Genomic DNA, 14140 nt, shown 5'->3' on the forward strand with positions numbered 1-14140 from the left:
CCGGCGGACACGGCTGATGGCCCTGTCCGCGCTGGTGGCGCTGGCGGCCGCCGTGAGCGGATGCGGCCGCGAACAGGCATCCGCCCCCGCGCCGCGCCCGGTGGTCGCCATGCCGGCGCAGGCCGACGCGGCCCTGCCCGCGTGGACGCTGCCCGGCGAAGTCCAGGCCCGCTACAGCACACCGCTGTCGTTCCGCGTGGGCGGCAAGATCATCGAGCGGCAGGTCCGGCTGGGCGACACGGTCAAGCCCGGACAGGTGGTGGCCCGGCTGGATCCGGCGGACGCCGCCAAGAATGCCGCCGCCGCGCGCGCGGCGCTGTCCGCCGCGCAGCACCAGCTTGACTACGCCCGCCAGCAACTGGACCGCGACCGGGCCCAGGCGCGCGAGAACCTGATCGCCGCCACCCAGCTCGAGCAGACCCGCAACGCCTATGCCTCGGCGCTCGCGCAGCGGGACCAGGCCGCGCAGGAAGCGGCGCTGGCGGCGGACCAGCTCAAGTACACGACGCTCCAGACCGACCACGCCGGCGTCATCACCGCCGAAGAGGCCGACACCGGGCAGAACGTGGCGGCCGGCACGCCCGTCTATCAGCTTGCGTGGTCGGGCGACATCGACGCGCTGTGCGACGTGCCCGAAAACCTGCTGGCCAGCCTGGCCATCGGCCAGCGCGCCGCCGTCACGCTGGGGCCGCTGCCCGGCCAGACGTTCACGGCCGTGCTGCGCGAGATCGCGCCGGCGGCCGACCCGCAAAGCCGCACCTACCGCGCCAAGCTCACGCTGGAGTCGCCCACGCCCGAGGTGCGCCTGGGCATGACCGCCAACATCAGTTTCGACAATCGCTCGGCCAACGGCCAGGCGACCTACACCGTGCCGGCCACGGCCCTTTTCCATGACGGGCGCGAGCCGGCGATCTGGATCGTCAAGCCCGACGCCGACACGCTGGAGCTGCGGCGGGTGCAGGTGCTGCGCTACGACGCGCGCACCATAACCCTGTCGGCGGGCTTGCAGGCAGGCGAGCGCGTGGTGTGGCAAGGCGTGCACACCGTGTCGGCCGGCGAAAAGGTGCGCGCGGTGCCGCCGCTGCATCCCGAGGACTTCGCATCATGAGCGCCCCCGGCCAGGACGCCGGTCAAGACGCGGTGCAAGACGCGGGGCACGACGCCCACCGTCACGAGGAAGGCAGCTTCAACCTGTCGGCCTGGGCCTTGCGGCACCAGCCGCTGGTGATCTTCATCATCACGCTCGTCACGCTGTTCGGCGTGCTGTCGTATTCGCGGCTGGCCCAGTCCGAGGACCCGCCCTTCACCTTCCGCGTCATGGTCATCCAGACCCTCTGGCCCGGCGCCACCGCGCAGCAGGTGCAGGAACAGGTCACCGACCGCATCGGCAGGAAGCTCCAGGAGACCGCCAACACGGACTTCCTGCGCAGCTACTCGCGGCCCGGCGAATCGCTGATCTTCTACACGATGAAGGACTCGGCGCCCGCCAGCACCGTGGCCGATCAGTGGTACCAGGTGCGCAAGAAGGTCGGCGACATCCGGGCCACGCTGCCCCAGGGCGTGCAGGGCCCGTTCTTCAATGACGAGTTCGGCGACGTCTATACCAACATCTACACCCTGCAGGGCGACGGGTTCTCCCCGGCGCAGTTGCACGACTACGCGGACAAGCTGCGCACGGTGCTGCTGCGCGTGCCGGGCGTGGCCAAGGTGGATTACTTCGGCGACCAGCCCGAGCACATCTACATCGAAATCACCAACACCCAGCTCACCCGGCTGGGCGTGTCGCCGCAGCAGATCGCGCAGGCGATCAACAGCCAGAACGCCGTGCAGGGCGCTGGCACGCTGACCACGGCGGACGACCGCATCTTCGTGCGGCCCACCGGCCAGTTCGCCAACAGCCGTGCGCTGGCGGACACGCTGATCCGCGTCAACGACAAGTCCATCCGGCTGGGCGACATCGCCACGATCCGCCGCGGCTACGACGATCCGCCGACGCAGCAGATGCGCTTTGGCGGCAAGACCGTGCTGGGCATCGGCATCACCATGCAGCCCGGCCAGGACGTGGTGCGCCTGGGCAAGTCGCTGGACGTGAAGTTCAAGGAACTGCAGGCCCAGTTACCCGCGGGCCTGACGCTGGACGAAGTCTCCAGCATGCCTACGGCCGTGTCGCATTCGGTTGATGAATTCCTGCGCTCCGTGGCGGAAGCCGTGGCCATCGTGCTGGCGGTGAGCCTGGTGTCGCTGGGGCTGCGCACCGGCATGGTGGTGGTGATTTCCATCCCGGTGGTGCTGGCCATCACGGCGCTCTTCATGGAGATGTTCGGCATCGGCCTGCACAAGGTCTCGCTGGGCACGCTGGTGCTGGCGCTGGGCCTGCTGGTCGACGACGCCATCATCGCCGTCGAGATGATGGCGGTGAAGCTGGAGCAGGGCTGGAACCGCACGCGCGCCGCGGCCTATGCCTACACCAGCACCGCCTTTCCCATGCTGACCGGCACCCTCGTCACGGTGGCGGGCTTCCTGCCCATTGCGTTGGCCAAGTCCAGCACGGGCGAATACACGCGCTCGATCTTCCAGGTGTCCGCCATCGCGCTGATCACGTCGTGGTTCGCCGCGGTGGTGCTGATCCCGCTGCTGGGCTATCGCCTGCTGCCCGAGCGCAAGCGCGAGGCGCACCTGCCCCACGACCACGAGCACGACATCTACGACACCCGGTTCTACCAGCGCCTGCGCGGCTGGGTCGCGTGGTGCGTGGACCGCCGCTATCTCGTGCTGGCCGGCACCGTGCTGGTGTTCGCCGTAGCGATGGCCGGGTTCCGCTTCGTTCCGCAGCAGTTCTTTCCCAGCTCAGACCGCAGCGAACTGCTGGTGGACGTGCGCCTGCAGGAGGGCGCGTCGTTCGCCGCGACATTGCGGCAGGTCGAGCGCCTGGAAAAAGCCCTGGAAGGCCGGCCCGAGATCGCGCATTCGGTGAGCTTCGTCGGCACCGGCGCACCGCGCTTCTACCTGCCGCTGGACCAGCAGCTTGCCACGCCCAACTTCGCCCAGCTCGTCATCACCACGCACTCGGTGGAAGATCGCGAGAAGCTCGCGCAGTGGCTGGAGCCGATGCTGCGCAGCGACTTCTCCGCCTTCCGCAGCCGCCTGTCGCGGCTGGAAAACGGACCGCCGGTCGGCTATCAGGTGCAGTTCCGGGTCAGCGGCGACAAGATTCCCGAGGTGCGCGCGGTGGCCGAGAAGGTGGCGGCCCAGGTGCGCGCCGACCCGCGCTCGGCCAACGTGCAGTTCGACTGGGACGAGCCATCCGAGCGCTCGGTGCGCTTCGAGGTCGACCAGCAGAAAGCGCGCGAACTGGGCATCAGCTCGGCCGACATCGCCGACTTCCTGGCGATGACGCTGTCGGGCTACACCGTGACGCAATACCGCGAACGCGACAAGTTGATCAACGTCAGCCTGCGCGCCCCGCGCGAAGAGCGGATCGACCCGGCCCGCCTCGCCACGCTGGCCATGCCCACCGCCAATGGCCCGGTGCCGCTGGGCAGCCTGGGGCAGGTGCGCTACGGGCTTGAATACGGCGTCATCTGGGAACGCGACCGCCAGCCCACGATTACCGTGCAGGCCGACGTGACCGCCGGCGCGCAAGGCATCGACGTCACGCACGCCATCGACAAAAAGCTGGACGCGCTGCGCGCCGAGCTGCCAGTGGGCTTTCGCATCGAGGTCGGCGGACCGGTGGAGGAAAGCGGCAAGGGCCAGTCGTCCATCAATGCGCAGATGCCCTTGATGGTGGTGGCGGTGCTGACGCTGCTGATGGTGCAGCTGCAGAGTTTCGCGCGCGTCCTGATGGTGGTGCTGACGGCGCCGCTGGGACTGATCGGCGTGGTGGCCGCGCTGCTGCTGTTCGGCAAGCCCTTCGGCTTTGTCGCGATGCTGGGCGTGATCGCCATGTTCGGCATCATCATGCGCAATTCGGTCATCCTGGTGGACCAGATCGAACAGGACATCCGCGCGGGCCACAAGCGCGTGGACGCGATCGTCGGCGCCACCGTCCGGCGCTTCCGGCCGATCACGCTGACGGCCGCCGCGGCGGTGCTGGCGCTGATACCCCTGCTGCGCAGCAACTTCTTCGGCCCCATGGCGACCGCCCTGATGGGCGGCATCACCAGCGCCACGGTGCTGACGCTGTTCTTCCTGCCCGCGCTGTATGCCGCCTGGTTCCGCGTGCGGCACGACGAACGCGACGAACCCGAAGGCGTGCCGCCCGGCGCCAACGCGGGCGACACGGCGGAGCGAGGAGCCTGATCATGACCATGGATTTCACCCGCGCAAGCCGTCGATTCACCGTCCTGCCGCTGGTGCTGATGCTGGGCGCATGCGCCTTCGCACCGGACAGCAAGCCGCCCGAGGTGACGCCGCCCGCGCAGTACGGCGTGCAGGCCGTGCCCCCCGCCGGCGCGGCCGCGCAGGGCGTCGCGCAGCGTTTCGAGCGCGGGGCGCACCCCGTGCCGCAATGGTGGAAACGCTATGGTTCCGCCGCGCTCGATGCGCTGGTCGAGGAAGGCCTGGCCAACAGTCCCGACCTGGCCGCGGCCGAGCGCAATCTGGCCGGGGCGCGCGAACAATTGCGCGGACAGGTCAATTCGTCGTTGCTGCCGTCCGTGGACGCGGGCGCCAGCGCCACGCGCAATCGCGCGGTGACGATGCCTGAACTGCCCGAACCCACGGCGCTCTACAACGTCTTTACCGGCCAGATCCAGGCCACGTATGACCTGGACCTGTTCGGCGCGGCGCGCTTTGCCAATACCTCGCTGGCGGCGCAGGTCGAGCAGCAGGCCTACCAGCTGGAAGCCGCGCGGCGTTCGCTGGCGGCCAATATCGTCACCGGCGCCATCACCTCGGCCTCTTTGGCCGAGCGCGTGGCGCTAACGGAAAAGCAGGTGGTGTTGCTGCGCCAGGTGGCGCGCGACACGCAGCGCCGGTACGAGCTGGGGTCGGCCTCGCAGAACGACGCGCTGGATGCGGACCAGGACGCCGCCACGCTGGAGGCGGCGCTGCCGGGACTGCGCGCGCAGTGGCATGCCACGCGCCACGCGCTGGCCGTGCTGCTGGGGCGCAGCCCGGACCAGGCGCCGCCGGACCTCGCCTTCGACGCGCTAGCCGTGCCGGACGCGGTGCCGGTGGTGGTGCCCTCGGAACTGCTGGCCGCGCGGCCCGACATCCAGGTGGCCGAGGCCGTGGTGCAGGCCGCCGCGGCCGACGTGGGGCTGGCGACCGCGCAGCTCTTTCCCAGCCTGTCGCTGTCGGCGTCCATGGGCAAGGGCGGCTTTGCGTGGGGGGACGCGCTGTCCGGGGCCGGCGCCATCTGGGCCATCGGGGCATCGCTGACCCAGCCCATCTTCCATGGCGGCGCGCTGCTGGCAGAGCGCAACGCGGCGAGGGACCGGTACGAAGCAGCTGTCCTGCAGTACAAGCAGACCGTGCTGACGGCGTTTCGCGACGTAGCCGACACCCTGTCGCGCCTGGAAGCCGGCGGGCAGTCGCTGGCGTCGGCCGAAGCCTCGCGCCTGGCCGCGGAGCAGTCCTATCGGAATACGGCCAAGCGCGTGCGGCTGGGCGCCCTGGCGCCCTACACCGAATACGCCGCCGAACAGCACTACGTGGCGGCCCGCCTGCGCGAACTGGAGTACGCCAACAACCGCATGACGGAAACGGCGGCGCTGTTCCAGGCCATGGGCTCGCCCGCCAGCGCCCCCCAGAAGCCGTAGCGCCCCGGCGTCAGCCCTTCTTGAAAAGGCGCTTGGCGAGGTTCACCACGCCCAGCACCACGGCCCCCGCCACGATGCCGAACAGGGCGTTGAGCAAGGTGGACACCAGCGCGTGCACGACGCCGCCCCCGCCGACCGCGGCGGCGGCGTGTTCGATGACCGCATGCACCGGCGGGATGCCGTGGGTCAGGATGGCGCCCCCGACCATGAACATGGCGGCCGTGCCCACCACGGATAGCGTCTTCATCAGGTAAGGCGCGGCGCCCACGATGCGCTCGCCCAGCCACGCCAGCGCGCGCGACGATTTCTGGCTCAGGTACAGCCCCAGGTCGTCCAGCTTGACGATGCCGGCGACCAGGCCGTAGACGCCGACCGTCATCCCGATGGCAATGATCGACAGCACTGCGACCTGCCGCGTGAAGTCAGCGCCGGCCACGGCCCCCAGGCTGATGACGATGATTTCTGCCGACAGGATGAAGTCGGTGCGCACCGCGCCCTTGATCTTGGTCTTCTCAAACGCGACCATGTCGACCGACTGGTTCTGCAGCGCCTCGGCGCGCGCGGCGTGGTGGCCTTCGGGGGATTCGCCGTGCGACAGGTACTTGTGCGCCAGTTTCTCGACGCCTTCATAGCAGAGAAACGCGCCGCCGAGCATCAGGAGCGGGGTGATGGCCCAGGGCGCGAACGCGCTGATCAGCAGCGCCGCGGGCACCAGGATCAGCTTGTTGATGAAGGAGCCTTTGGCCACCGCCCAGACCACGGGCAGTTCGCGGTTGACTGGTACGCCGGTGACCTGCTGGGCATTGAGCGCCAGGTCGTCGCCCAGCACGCCCGCGGTTTTCTTGGCCGCCACCTTGGTCATCACGGAAACGTCATCCAGGATGGTGGCGATATCGTCGAACAACGCAAAGAAACTGCTTCCGGCCATCGAAACCCCCTCTCCCCTGTAAGGTGTTCCGAGTGTACAGGCGGCGGGCGGCGGATTCACGCCCCCGCCCGTGCGTCCGGCCCGCGACCGCAGGGCAGGCAACTTCCTGGGCCGCTATCCCGCCAGCACCGAGCGCAGGCACCGTCCGGTGGACGCCCAAGCGCATGCCGGGCTACGCCGCGCCCTTGAGGGCGTGGCGCCCGAGGACCGGCAGGCCGCTAGGCCTGCGCGCGCGCGGCTGCGTTGTCGAAGAGGATGTTGTTTTCCAGATGGATGTGCGCCATCAGGTCTTCCTTGAATTGCCGAATGCCCAGGTACAGCGCGCGCCACGTATTGCAGGCCGCGCGCGGCAGCGTCACGTTGTTGGTCAGCGCCAGCAGGCGTTCCAGCGCGACGCCGTGGTCGTCGTGCTCCATGCGCATCACCATGATCGGCATGGTCGCCATGGCCCCGTGACCGCGCGCCAGCATCGGAAACAGCACCTGTTCCTCCTTCTGCATATGGCTTTCCAGTTCCTGCTGCATGGTGCGCAGGTGGTCGGCCAGGCCGGCCGGGCAATCCGGGCTGTCGGCGTGGACCTGCTCGACCTTCAGCGCCAGGCGGATCAGTTCGGGCAGTTGCTGGCGATGGACCTCGTGATAGCGCGCCAGGATGTGGTCGACCAGTTCGGCCGGCAAGGCCTGGCTCCAGTCCGTCTCCTGCGAGGGGTTTTGCGCCAGGGCCATCAGGCGCGCTTCGATCGTGGCCGGATCCAGCGAACGCTGGGCGGCCGCCTCGGCCAGGCTCTTCTTGCCGCCACAGCAGAAGTCCAGCTCGAATTCATGAAACACCTGCGTGGCGCCCGGAATGCTGCGGGCCAACTGCCCCAGGGATTGCTCAACCATGCTCATCGCGTCTCTCCATTGATCATGACGGTGCATCTACCCATGCGAAAACCGTGCCAGGAAAAACTTGCGATTTATCAATCACCTGCAAATTAAAGGGTGAATTTCACCATTGATAACCAGGGTTTCATTCACCCAGCGACGGTAGAATCCACCCATGCAAAACCTCCTGCTTGCCGACCTGGTCGCGGACCTGCCCCCCGCCATCCGCCTGCAGCGCCTGGTCTCCAGCCTGCGCACCCATTTCCGCTGCGGCGCCGTGGCCTTGCTGCAGCTTGAAGAAGACCACCTGCGCCCCATTGCGGTGGACGGCCTGACGCAGGACGCGCTGGGCCGCCGCTTCGCGGTGCAGCAGCACCCGCGGCTCGCGGCCATCCTTGCACGCCGCGGCGTCACCTGTTTCCATCACGACAGCACCCTGCCCGACCCGTACGATGGCCTCATCAACGGCATGGCGGGCGAGCCGCTGCCGGTGCACGACTGCATGGGCACCAGCCTGCACGTCGAAGGCAAGACCTGGGGCGTGCTGACACTGGACGCGCTGGAGGTCGGCACTTTCGACATGGACGCCCAGGCCGACCTGCGCGACTACATCGTGCTGCTGGAGGCCGCGTTGCGCACCACCCGCCTGGAGGCTGAAATCCGCGCCCTGCGCGGGGCGCGCGGGCAGGCGCCGGCGGACAGCGCCGCGCCCGCCGGCAGCGAGATCCTGGGCCAGAGCGAATCAATCGAACGGCTGCTGCACGAGATCGCGGTCGTCGCCGACTCCGAACTGCCCATCCTGCTGCTGGGCGAGACTGGCGTCGGCAAGGAGCTGTTCGCGCGCCGGGTGCACGCGCTGTCACGCCGCCGCGACCGGCCGCTGATCCATGTGAACTGCGCCGCGCTGCCCGAGTCCCTGGCCGAAAGCGAACTGTTCGGCCATGCGAAAGGCGCGTTTTCAGGCGCCGTCGCCGACCGTCCGGGCCGTTTCGAGGCCGCCAATGGCGGCACGTTGTTCCTGGACGAAGTGGGCGAGCTGCCGCTGCTGGTGCAGGCCAAGCTGCTGCGCACCTTGCAGAACGGCGAGATCCAGCGGCTGGGCGACGACCGTCCACGCACGGTGGACGTGCGCATCGTGGCGGCCACCAACCGCAGCCTGCGCGACCTGGTGCGCGCGGGCGATTTCCGCGCCGATCTCTACCACCGGCTGTCGGTCTATCCGATTCCGATTCCGCCATTGCGCGACCGCGGCAACGACGTGCTGCTGCTGGCCGGCCGCTATCTGGAACTGAACCGCGCGCGGCTCGGCCTGCGCAGCCTGCGGCTGTCGCCCGAAGCCGAGGAAATGCTGCGCCGATACCGCTGGCCCGGCAATGTGCGAGAACTTGAACACGTCATCAGCCGCGCCGCGATCAAGGCGGTCAGCCACGGCGCCAGCCGCAACGAAATCGTGACGCTGGGCGCCAAGCTGCTGGACCTGTCCGATGGCGATATGCCGCTTGCCGTGGAAAGCGAAGCGGCGGATGCGTGCGCGCCGGCCGGGCCCGCGCAGTCGCTGCGCGACGCGGTGGACGCCTGCCAGCGGCAGGTCATCCGGCGGACGCTGGACGCCAACCAGGGCAACTGGGCCATGGCGGCGCGGGCGCTGGAGGTGGATGCCAGCAACCTGCACAAGCTGGCGCGGCGGCTGGGCCTGAAGCCCTGAGGCGAAGGCACGGCCCGCGCTCGCGGGCCGGTTCAGTCAATCGGGATTGACCGGGCAAAAACAGGCAAAAACGGGCAAAAAGCGGGCTTAAACCGGCCGTGCATGCGCATCGACCACGCTGCGTCCGTGCTGGATCGCGGCATCCACCGCCATGCCGGGGCTGGAAACCACGCCGCCCGAGACGAACAGCGGCACGAGGTGAGGCTCGCCGAGCCTGTCCTGGTCGCCCGCGAGTTCCACGGCGACGGTGGCGGTAAAGGCTGGCTGGCTGCCGCTTGCGGCATCAGCGCGGGAGACGCGCGCGGTAAGGCGGTATCCCTTGTAGACCATGTTGTTATGAAGCATGTGACCTCCAATACGGATCAAAAGGCCTTGCGGCCTTTTGATCACAGCGCGCGGATCTGGGTGGCGTGAGGACCCTTGGCGCCCTGCGCGGTCACGTAGCTGACACGCTGGTTTTCGAGTAGCACCTTATGGCCGTCGCTGACGATTTCCGAGAAATGCGCGAACAAATCCTTGCCGCCATTTTCGGGCATGATGAAGCCAAAACCCTTGGCATCGTTGAACCACTTCACAATTCCGGTTTCCATGATTTTTTCCTTTGACTGCGGGCTGCGGGTTGCCCCGCGAAATGAGCCAGTCAAGGAAAGGACCGCGAACAATGAAGCGCCCCGCAAAGGGTGCAAGACCGGACGAAAATCACGATGCTCGAAAAGCTTCAAACTCACTATGGGTGCAGGCCGGGGTAATGTCAACCGGCGTTTCCAAATACCACCCCAATGCCCCGATGCGCGCGTTTTCCGCGGCTTTCCGATGCAATGCGCGAGTTTTCGAGCCTGATTGCGCTAAATGCGTAACCAATCGGTCTTTTGCACCGTGCCGGCGCATAAAGGGCGTATGCTCGACGCGTGGTGCTTGAACGCGCGTCGCCTCGCCGTATCGCCATACAGGAGTTCCAACATGGCCATACCGCGCAAGCGCATGCCGCAAGTCCTCGTTTTCCTCGATGCCCACGGGCTGATGGCAGCCGCGCTTTGAGCGCCATCGGAAGGTCCATCGCCCGATTCGCAAACGCGTGCGTCAAACGGCTTCCTTCGGCGCCTCCGCCCCCGGGCGGCGGTGAACCCAAGCGCGAGCCCCGCGCCGTCCACGCCGCGATTTCATCGCCGTGGCGCATCTACCGCATCTACGCCCGTCCCGGCCATCTGCTGATGCGCGACGAACGTGGCCACATCCTGAACCTGGGCGTGATGAAAGGCGCCGAACCCAACCTGACCTATCGCCTCTTCGCGCGCGATCTGCAGGGCAAGGGCTTTGCCACGCGCACGCAGTTGCTGGACGACATCGCACGGCGCATCGAAGCCGGCGAAGTCTGCAAGGAACTGCTCAGCCTGCCCGAATGGGACCAGCCGATGGGCGCGGACCTCGATCGCGGCACGCATACGGACGTGTCGATGAAACTGGGTCGCTAGGCGCGGCCCGGCTCAGGCCATATCCGCCGCGGTATCCAGGATGGCGCGCCGGAACTCGTTCATCAGCGGCGACCAGGTCGTGCCTTGCCGCGAGATCAGCGCGATCGAACGCGGCAGCGGCGGCCCCAGCGCCACCGGCAGCGCCACCACATCCCTGGCGGCCGCCAGCGCGCTTTGCGGCAACAGCGCCACCAGGTCGGAATGCGCCAGCAGCTCCAGCGTGCCCTTGGAGAAATGCTCCACTTCGAGCGCGGCCGCCGGCAGCGGCAGGCCGTTTTCCGCGTAACGCGCGTCCAGCGCATTGCGCGCGATGGATGAGGGCTTGGGCAGAATCCACCGCAGGTCCGCCAGGTCGCGCAACGCCAGCTTGCGCCGCGCGGTCAGCGGATGCCGGCGGCTGGCGGCCACGCACAGCCGGTCCTCGACGATCAATTCCTGGTGCAACGTCACGGGCACGTCGGCGTAGATGGGCGTCACCGCCAGGTCGAGCGCGCCGCTGGCGACCTGCTCGTTCAAATCATCCGACAGGCCCTGCGTCAATTGCACCCGCAGCGCGGGACGCCGCGGCAGCAGGCGGCGCATCGCTGGCATCGCCACACTGTCGACCGTAGCGCCCGTCACGCCCACGCGCAGCAGCCCCGCCTGCCCCACGCGCAATTCGGTCGCGTGCCGCACCGCATCCCGGTATTCCGCCCAGAGCTTTCTTGCGTGTTCCAGGAACACGAGCCCCGACGACGTCAGGCGCAGTCCGCGGCGGCTGCGGTCCAGCAGCCCCAGGCCCGTGTCGGCCTCCAGCCGCTGCAGCGACTTCGACAGCGCGGGCTGGCTCACGCCGCACGAAGCCGCCGCGCGGTCCAGGTTGCCATGCTCGACCGCAGCCAGGAAGTATTCGATGTCCCGCAACGACAGATTCATAACTCTTGGTTATCCATAAGCTCCGTATTGGGAATTTTATGTTCCCCCTCCCCTCCTAGAATCCTGGGATCAACCCGAGCATTCGCAACGGCGCAGGACATGGAAAAAAGGGGGAACCGCAGTTGGACAAGAAGCCCAATATCGTCTTGATCGTGGCCGACAACCTGGGGTGGGGGGAACTCGGCTGCTACGGCGGCGGCGCCCTGCGCGGCGCGCCCACGCCCCACATCGACCGCCTGGCCACCGAAGGCCTGCTGCTGCAGAACTTCAACGTGGAAAGCGACTGCGTGCCCACGCGCTCGGCGCTGATGAGCGGGCGGCATCCGATCCGCACCGGCTGCCTGCAATCCGTGCCGCCGGGCCTGCCGCAGGGGCTCACGCGCGACGAGATCACGCTGGCCCAGCAACTGTCGGGCCAGGGCTACGCCACCGCGCACTTCGGCAAATGGCATCTGGGCGACGTGCCCGGGCGCTACCCGTCGGACCGCGGCTTCGACGAGTGGTATGGCATCCCGCGCACCACCGACGAAAGCCAGTTCACCGCATCGGTGGGTTTCGATCCGGCGGTGGCCGATATCCCGCACATCATGCAGGGCCAGGCGGGCGGACCGTCGGAAAACGTCAAGGTCTACGACCTGGACACGCGCCGCGGCATCGACGCGGAACTGGTGGACCGGTCCATCGGCTTCATGCGCAGGAACGCCCAGGCCGCGCGTCCGTTCTTCCTGTATCTGCCCCTGGTGCACCTGCACTTTCCGACCCTGCCCCATCCCGACTTTGCCGGGCGCACCGGCGCGGGGGACTTCGCGGATTCGATGGTCGAAATGGACCACCGGGTCGGCCAGATCGTGCAGGCCGTGGATGCGCTGGACCTGCGCGACGACACCGTGTTCATCTTCTGCAGCGACAACGGCCCCGAGTACCGCAGGCCCTACCGGGGCACCGCCGGCCCCTGGAGCGGCACGTACCACACCGCCATGGAAGGCAGCCTGCGCGTGCCTTTCATCATCCGCTGGCCTGGCCGCGTGCAGCCCGGCCAGGTGTCCAACGAAATGGTCCACGTCACCGACCTGTACACCACGCTGTCGCGCATCGGCGGCGCGGAGATTCCGCAGGACCGTCCCATCGACGGCGTCGACCAGACCGATTTCTTCACGGGGGCCAGCGCGACGTCGCTGCGGGAGGGCTTTCTGTTCTACATCAAGAACGACCTGCGCGCCGTCAAATGGCGCGACTGGAAGCTGCACTTCTACTGGGAGCCCGAGGTCAACGAGGGCAAGGGCAAGCTGGAATCGCCCTATCTCTTCAACGTGAAGCAGGACCCCAAGGAGGAAAGCGATGTCCTCATCTTCAATACGTGGGTGCTGGGGCCCATCCTGAAAATGGTGCAGGCCTTCAACCAGTCCTGCGCCGCGCATCCGAACACCCCGCCCGGAAAACTGGACCCCAGTTGACGCCGTGGCGGTTCACTCGATAGCAGAAATCAAGGGGAAAACATGAAATTCGCTATCCCATGCGGCGCGCTGGTCCTGGCGCTTGCACTGCCCGCCGCCGCGGCCGGCGCGGCCGACGGCAAGCAGGATTGGCCGGCCAAGCAGATCACCTGGGTCGTGGGCTTCGTGCCCGGCGGCACCGCGGACGTACTGACGCGCATCGCCGCGCAGGAACTGGCGCGCAAGACCGGCCTGAACGTCATCGTGGAAAACCGTCCGGGCGCATCCGGCGCGATCGCCCTGCAACTGGTGGCGCGCAGCAAGCCCGCCGACGGCTATCTCATCACCGTGCCGGGACCGCTGATCTATCCCACGCCGCAACCCGAGATCGGCCGCGAACTGGCGCCCGTGATGCTGATGGCGCAAGGCCCCATGGTGATCGTCGGCCCGGCCCGCGACGCCAAGGACAGCCTCCAGGAGGTGCTGGCCGACGCGAAGCGCAGGCCGGAAGCCTGGAGCTATGGCAGCTCCGGCAACGGCACCTCGCAGAACCTGGCGGGCGAACTCCTGAACCAGTACGCCGGAACCCGCATCGTGCACGTGCCGTACAAGGGCGGCGGACAAGCGGTGGCGGACGTGGCGGGCGGGCAGATTCCGCTGGCCATCCTGGGCTCCGCGCCGGTGATGCCGCAGATCAAGGCCGGCGCCTTGAAGGCCTACGCGGTCACGACGCCCTATCGCCTGGACAGCCTGCCCGCCGTGCCGACCGTGGCGGAATCGGGATTCAAAGGCTACGCCGCCACCCAATGGTTCTCGGTGGCGGCCAGCAACGCGATAACCGGCGAACAGCTCGAACCGATCAACGCCGCGCTGCGCGCCGCCGTCGCAACGCCCGAATTCAAGGCCGCGGTGGACAACGCCGGCATGCTGGCGGGCGGCGGATCGCGGGAAGACCTGATGAAATTCATCCAGGCCGACAACGCCAAATGGAAGGCATTGATCGACAGCGGCGCGGTGAAGCTGGCGAACTGAACGGCGCGGCTCAGCGCTTGGGTT

General features: G+C 67.9%; 12 protein-coding genes. 7 read left to right on the top strand and 5 right to left on the bottom strand.

Going from position 1 to position 14140, the window contains the following annotated elements:
• Window positions 1-16 precede the first annotated feature (16 nt).
• From ACZ50Q_RS22545 to ACZ50Q_RS22555, 3 genes are read left to right on the top strand one after another with little or no spacing between them, the layout of a single operon-like run.
• On the top strand, window positions 17-1108 hold the full coding sequence (locus tag ACZ50Q_RS22545) for an efflux RND transporter periplasmic adaptor subunit (protein ID WP_464079595.1): 1092 nt from the start codon (window positions 17-19) through the stop codon (window positions 1106-1108).
• Window positions 1105-4302, top strand: coding sequence for an efflux RND transporter permease subunit (locus ACZ50Q_RS22550; RefSeq protein WP_464079596.1), 3198 nt, complete (start codon window positions 1105-1107; stop codon window positions 4300-4302). Before ACZ50Q_RS22545 ends, ACZ50Q_RS22550 begins: the two co-directional genes overlap by 4 nt.
• Window positions 4303-4304: 2 nt before the next feature.
• Window positions 4305-5765, top strand: coding sequence for an efflux transporter outer membrane subunit (locus ACZ50Q_RS22555; protein ID WP_464079597.1), 1461 nt, complete (start codon window positions 4305-4307; stop codon window positions 5763-5765).
• A 10-nt stretch (window positions 5766-5775) separates the two neighbouring features.
• On the opposite strand, the gene ACZ50Q_RS22560 is transcribed toward ACZ50Q_RS22555, so the two are convergent.
• A complete protein-coding gene (locus ACZ50Q_RS22560; RefSeq protein WP_464079598.1) occupies window positions 5776-6693 on the bottom strand; it encodes a DUF808 domain-containing protein in 918 nt (305 codons plus the stop codon).
• Window positions 6694-6911: 218 nt separating this feature from the next.
• Window positions 6912-7583 carry an iron-sulfur cluster repair protein YtfE gene (gene ytfE / locus ACZ50Q_RS22565; RefSeq protein WP_464079599.1) on the bottom strand — a complete coding sequence of 224 codons (672 nt, stop codon included), beginning with the start codon at window positions 7581-7583 and terminating at the stop codon, window positions 6912-6914.
• 151 nt (window positions 7584-7734) lie between these two features.
• Here ytfE and norR point away from each other — a divergent pair, with 151 nt between their 5' ends.
• The gene (gene norR, locus ACZ50Q_RS22570) at window positions 7735-9264 is read left to right on the top strand and encodes a nitric oxide reductase transcriptional regulator NorR (RefSeq protein ID WP_464079600.1); all 1530 of its coding nucleotides are present in this window, start codon (window positions 7735-7737) and stop codon (window positions 9262-9264) included.
• A gap of 87 nt (window positions 9265-9351) precedes the next feature.
• Here the strand turns inward: norR and ACZ50Q_RS22575 are convergent, their stop codons facing one another.
• Window positions 9352-9609: a hypothetical protein gene (locus tag ACZ50Q_RS22575; RefSeq protein ID WP_464079601.1), complete on the bottom strand. Its 258-nt coding sequence runs from the start codon at window positions 9607-9609 to the stop codon at window positions 9352-9354.
• Window positions 9610-9650: 41 nt separating this feature from the next.
• The gene (locus tag ACZ50Q_RS22580) at window positions 9651-9854 is read right to left on the bottom strand and encodes a cold-shock protein (protein ID WP_006223700.1); all 204 of its coding nucleotides are present in this window, start codon (window positions 9852-9854) and stop codon (window positions 9651-9653) included.
• Between the two features lie 444 nt (window positions 9855-10298).
• On the opposite strand from ACZ50Q_RS22580, the gene ACZ50Q_RS22585 reads away from it, so the two are divergent.
• Entirely contained in the window at window positions 10299-10736 is a 438-nt protein-coding gene (locus tag ACZ50Q_RS22585) for a hypothetical protein (RefSeq protein ID WP_464079602.1), read from the top strand.
• A 12-nt stretch (window positions 10737-10748) separates the two neighbouring features.
• On the opposite strand, the gene ACZ50Q_RS22590 is transcribed toward ACZ50Q_RS22585, so the two are convergent.
• Window positions 10749-11651 (bottom strand): LysR family transcriptional regulator, encoded by a 903-nt coding sequence (locus ACZ50Q_RS22590; protein WP_464079603.1) that lies wholly within the window; start codon window positions 11649-11651, stop codon window positions 10749-10751.
• 122 nt (window positions 11652-11773) lie between these two features.
• Between ACZ50Q_RS22590 and ACZ50Q_RS22595 the strand changes: the two genes are divergently transcribed.
• Window positions 11774-13105 carry an arylsulfatase gene (locus tag ACZ50Q_RS22595; RefSeq protein ID WP_464079604.1) on the top strand — a complete coding sequence of 444 codons (1332 nt, stop codon included), beginning with the start codon at window positions 11774-11776 and terminating at the stop codon, window positions 13103-13105.
• Window positions 13106-13147: 42 nt separating this feature from the next.
• Window positions 13148-14116: a tripartite tricarboxylate transporter substrate binding protein gene (locus ACZ50Q_RS22600; protein WP_464079605.1), complete on the top strand. Its 969-nt coding sequence runs from the start codon at window positions 13148-13150 to the stop codon at window positions 14114-14116.
• Window positions 14117-14140 lie beyond the last annotated feature (24 nt).

The sequence above is a fragment of the Achromobacter sp. T5-5 genome, from assembly GCF_055397965.1.

What these genes read in the sequence shown, in the direction of transcription:
- ytfE (WP_464079599.1), bottom strand. Translation starts at nt 7,583, where the DNA reads ATGAGCATGGTTGAGCAATCCCTGGGGCAGTTGGCCCGCAGCATTCCG.
- ACZ50Q_RS22550 (WP_464079596.1), top strand. Translation starts at nt 1,105, where the DNA reads ATGAGCGCCCCCGGCCAGGACGCCGGTCAAGACGCGGTGCAAGACGCG.
- norR (WP_464079600.1), top strand. Translation starts at nt 7,735, where the DNA reads ATGCAAAACCTCCTGCTTGCCGACCTGGTCGCGGACCTGCCCCCCGCC.
- ACZ50Q_RS22580 (WP_006223700.1), bottom strand. Translation starts at nt 9,854, where the DNA reads ATGGAAACCGGAATTGTGAAGTGGTTCAACGATGCCAAGGGTTTTGGC.
- ACZ50Q_RS22545 (WP_464079595.1), top strand. Translation starts at nt 17, where the DNA reads ATGGCCCTGTCCGCGCTGGTGGCGCTGGCGGCCGCCGTGAGCGGATGC.
- ACZ50Q_RS22600 (WP_464079605.1), top strand. Translation starts at nt 13,148, where the DNA reads ATGAAATTCGCTATCCCATGCGGCGCGCTGGTCCTGGCGCTTGCACTG.
- ACZ50Q_RS22575 (WP_464079601.1), bottom strand. Translation starts at nt 9,609, where the DNA reads ATGCTTCATAACAACATGGTCTACAAGGGATACCGCCTTACCGCGCGC.
- ACZ50Q_RS22560 (WP_464079598.1), bottom strand. Translation starts at nt 6,693, where the DNA reads ATGGCCGGAAGCAGTTTCTTTGCGTTGTTCGACGATATCGCCACCATC.
- ACZ50Q_RS22555 (WP_464079597.1), top strand. Translation starts at nt 4,305, where the DNA reads ATGACCATGGATTTCACCCGCGCAAGCCGTCGATTCACCGTCCTGCCG.
- ACZ50Q_RS22590 (WP_464079603.1), bottom strand. Translation starts at nt 11,651, where the DNA reads ATGAATCTGTCGTTGCGGGACATCGAATACTTCCTGGCTGCGGTCGAG.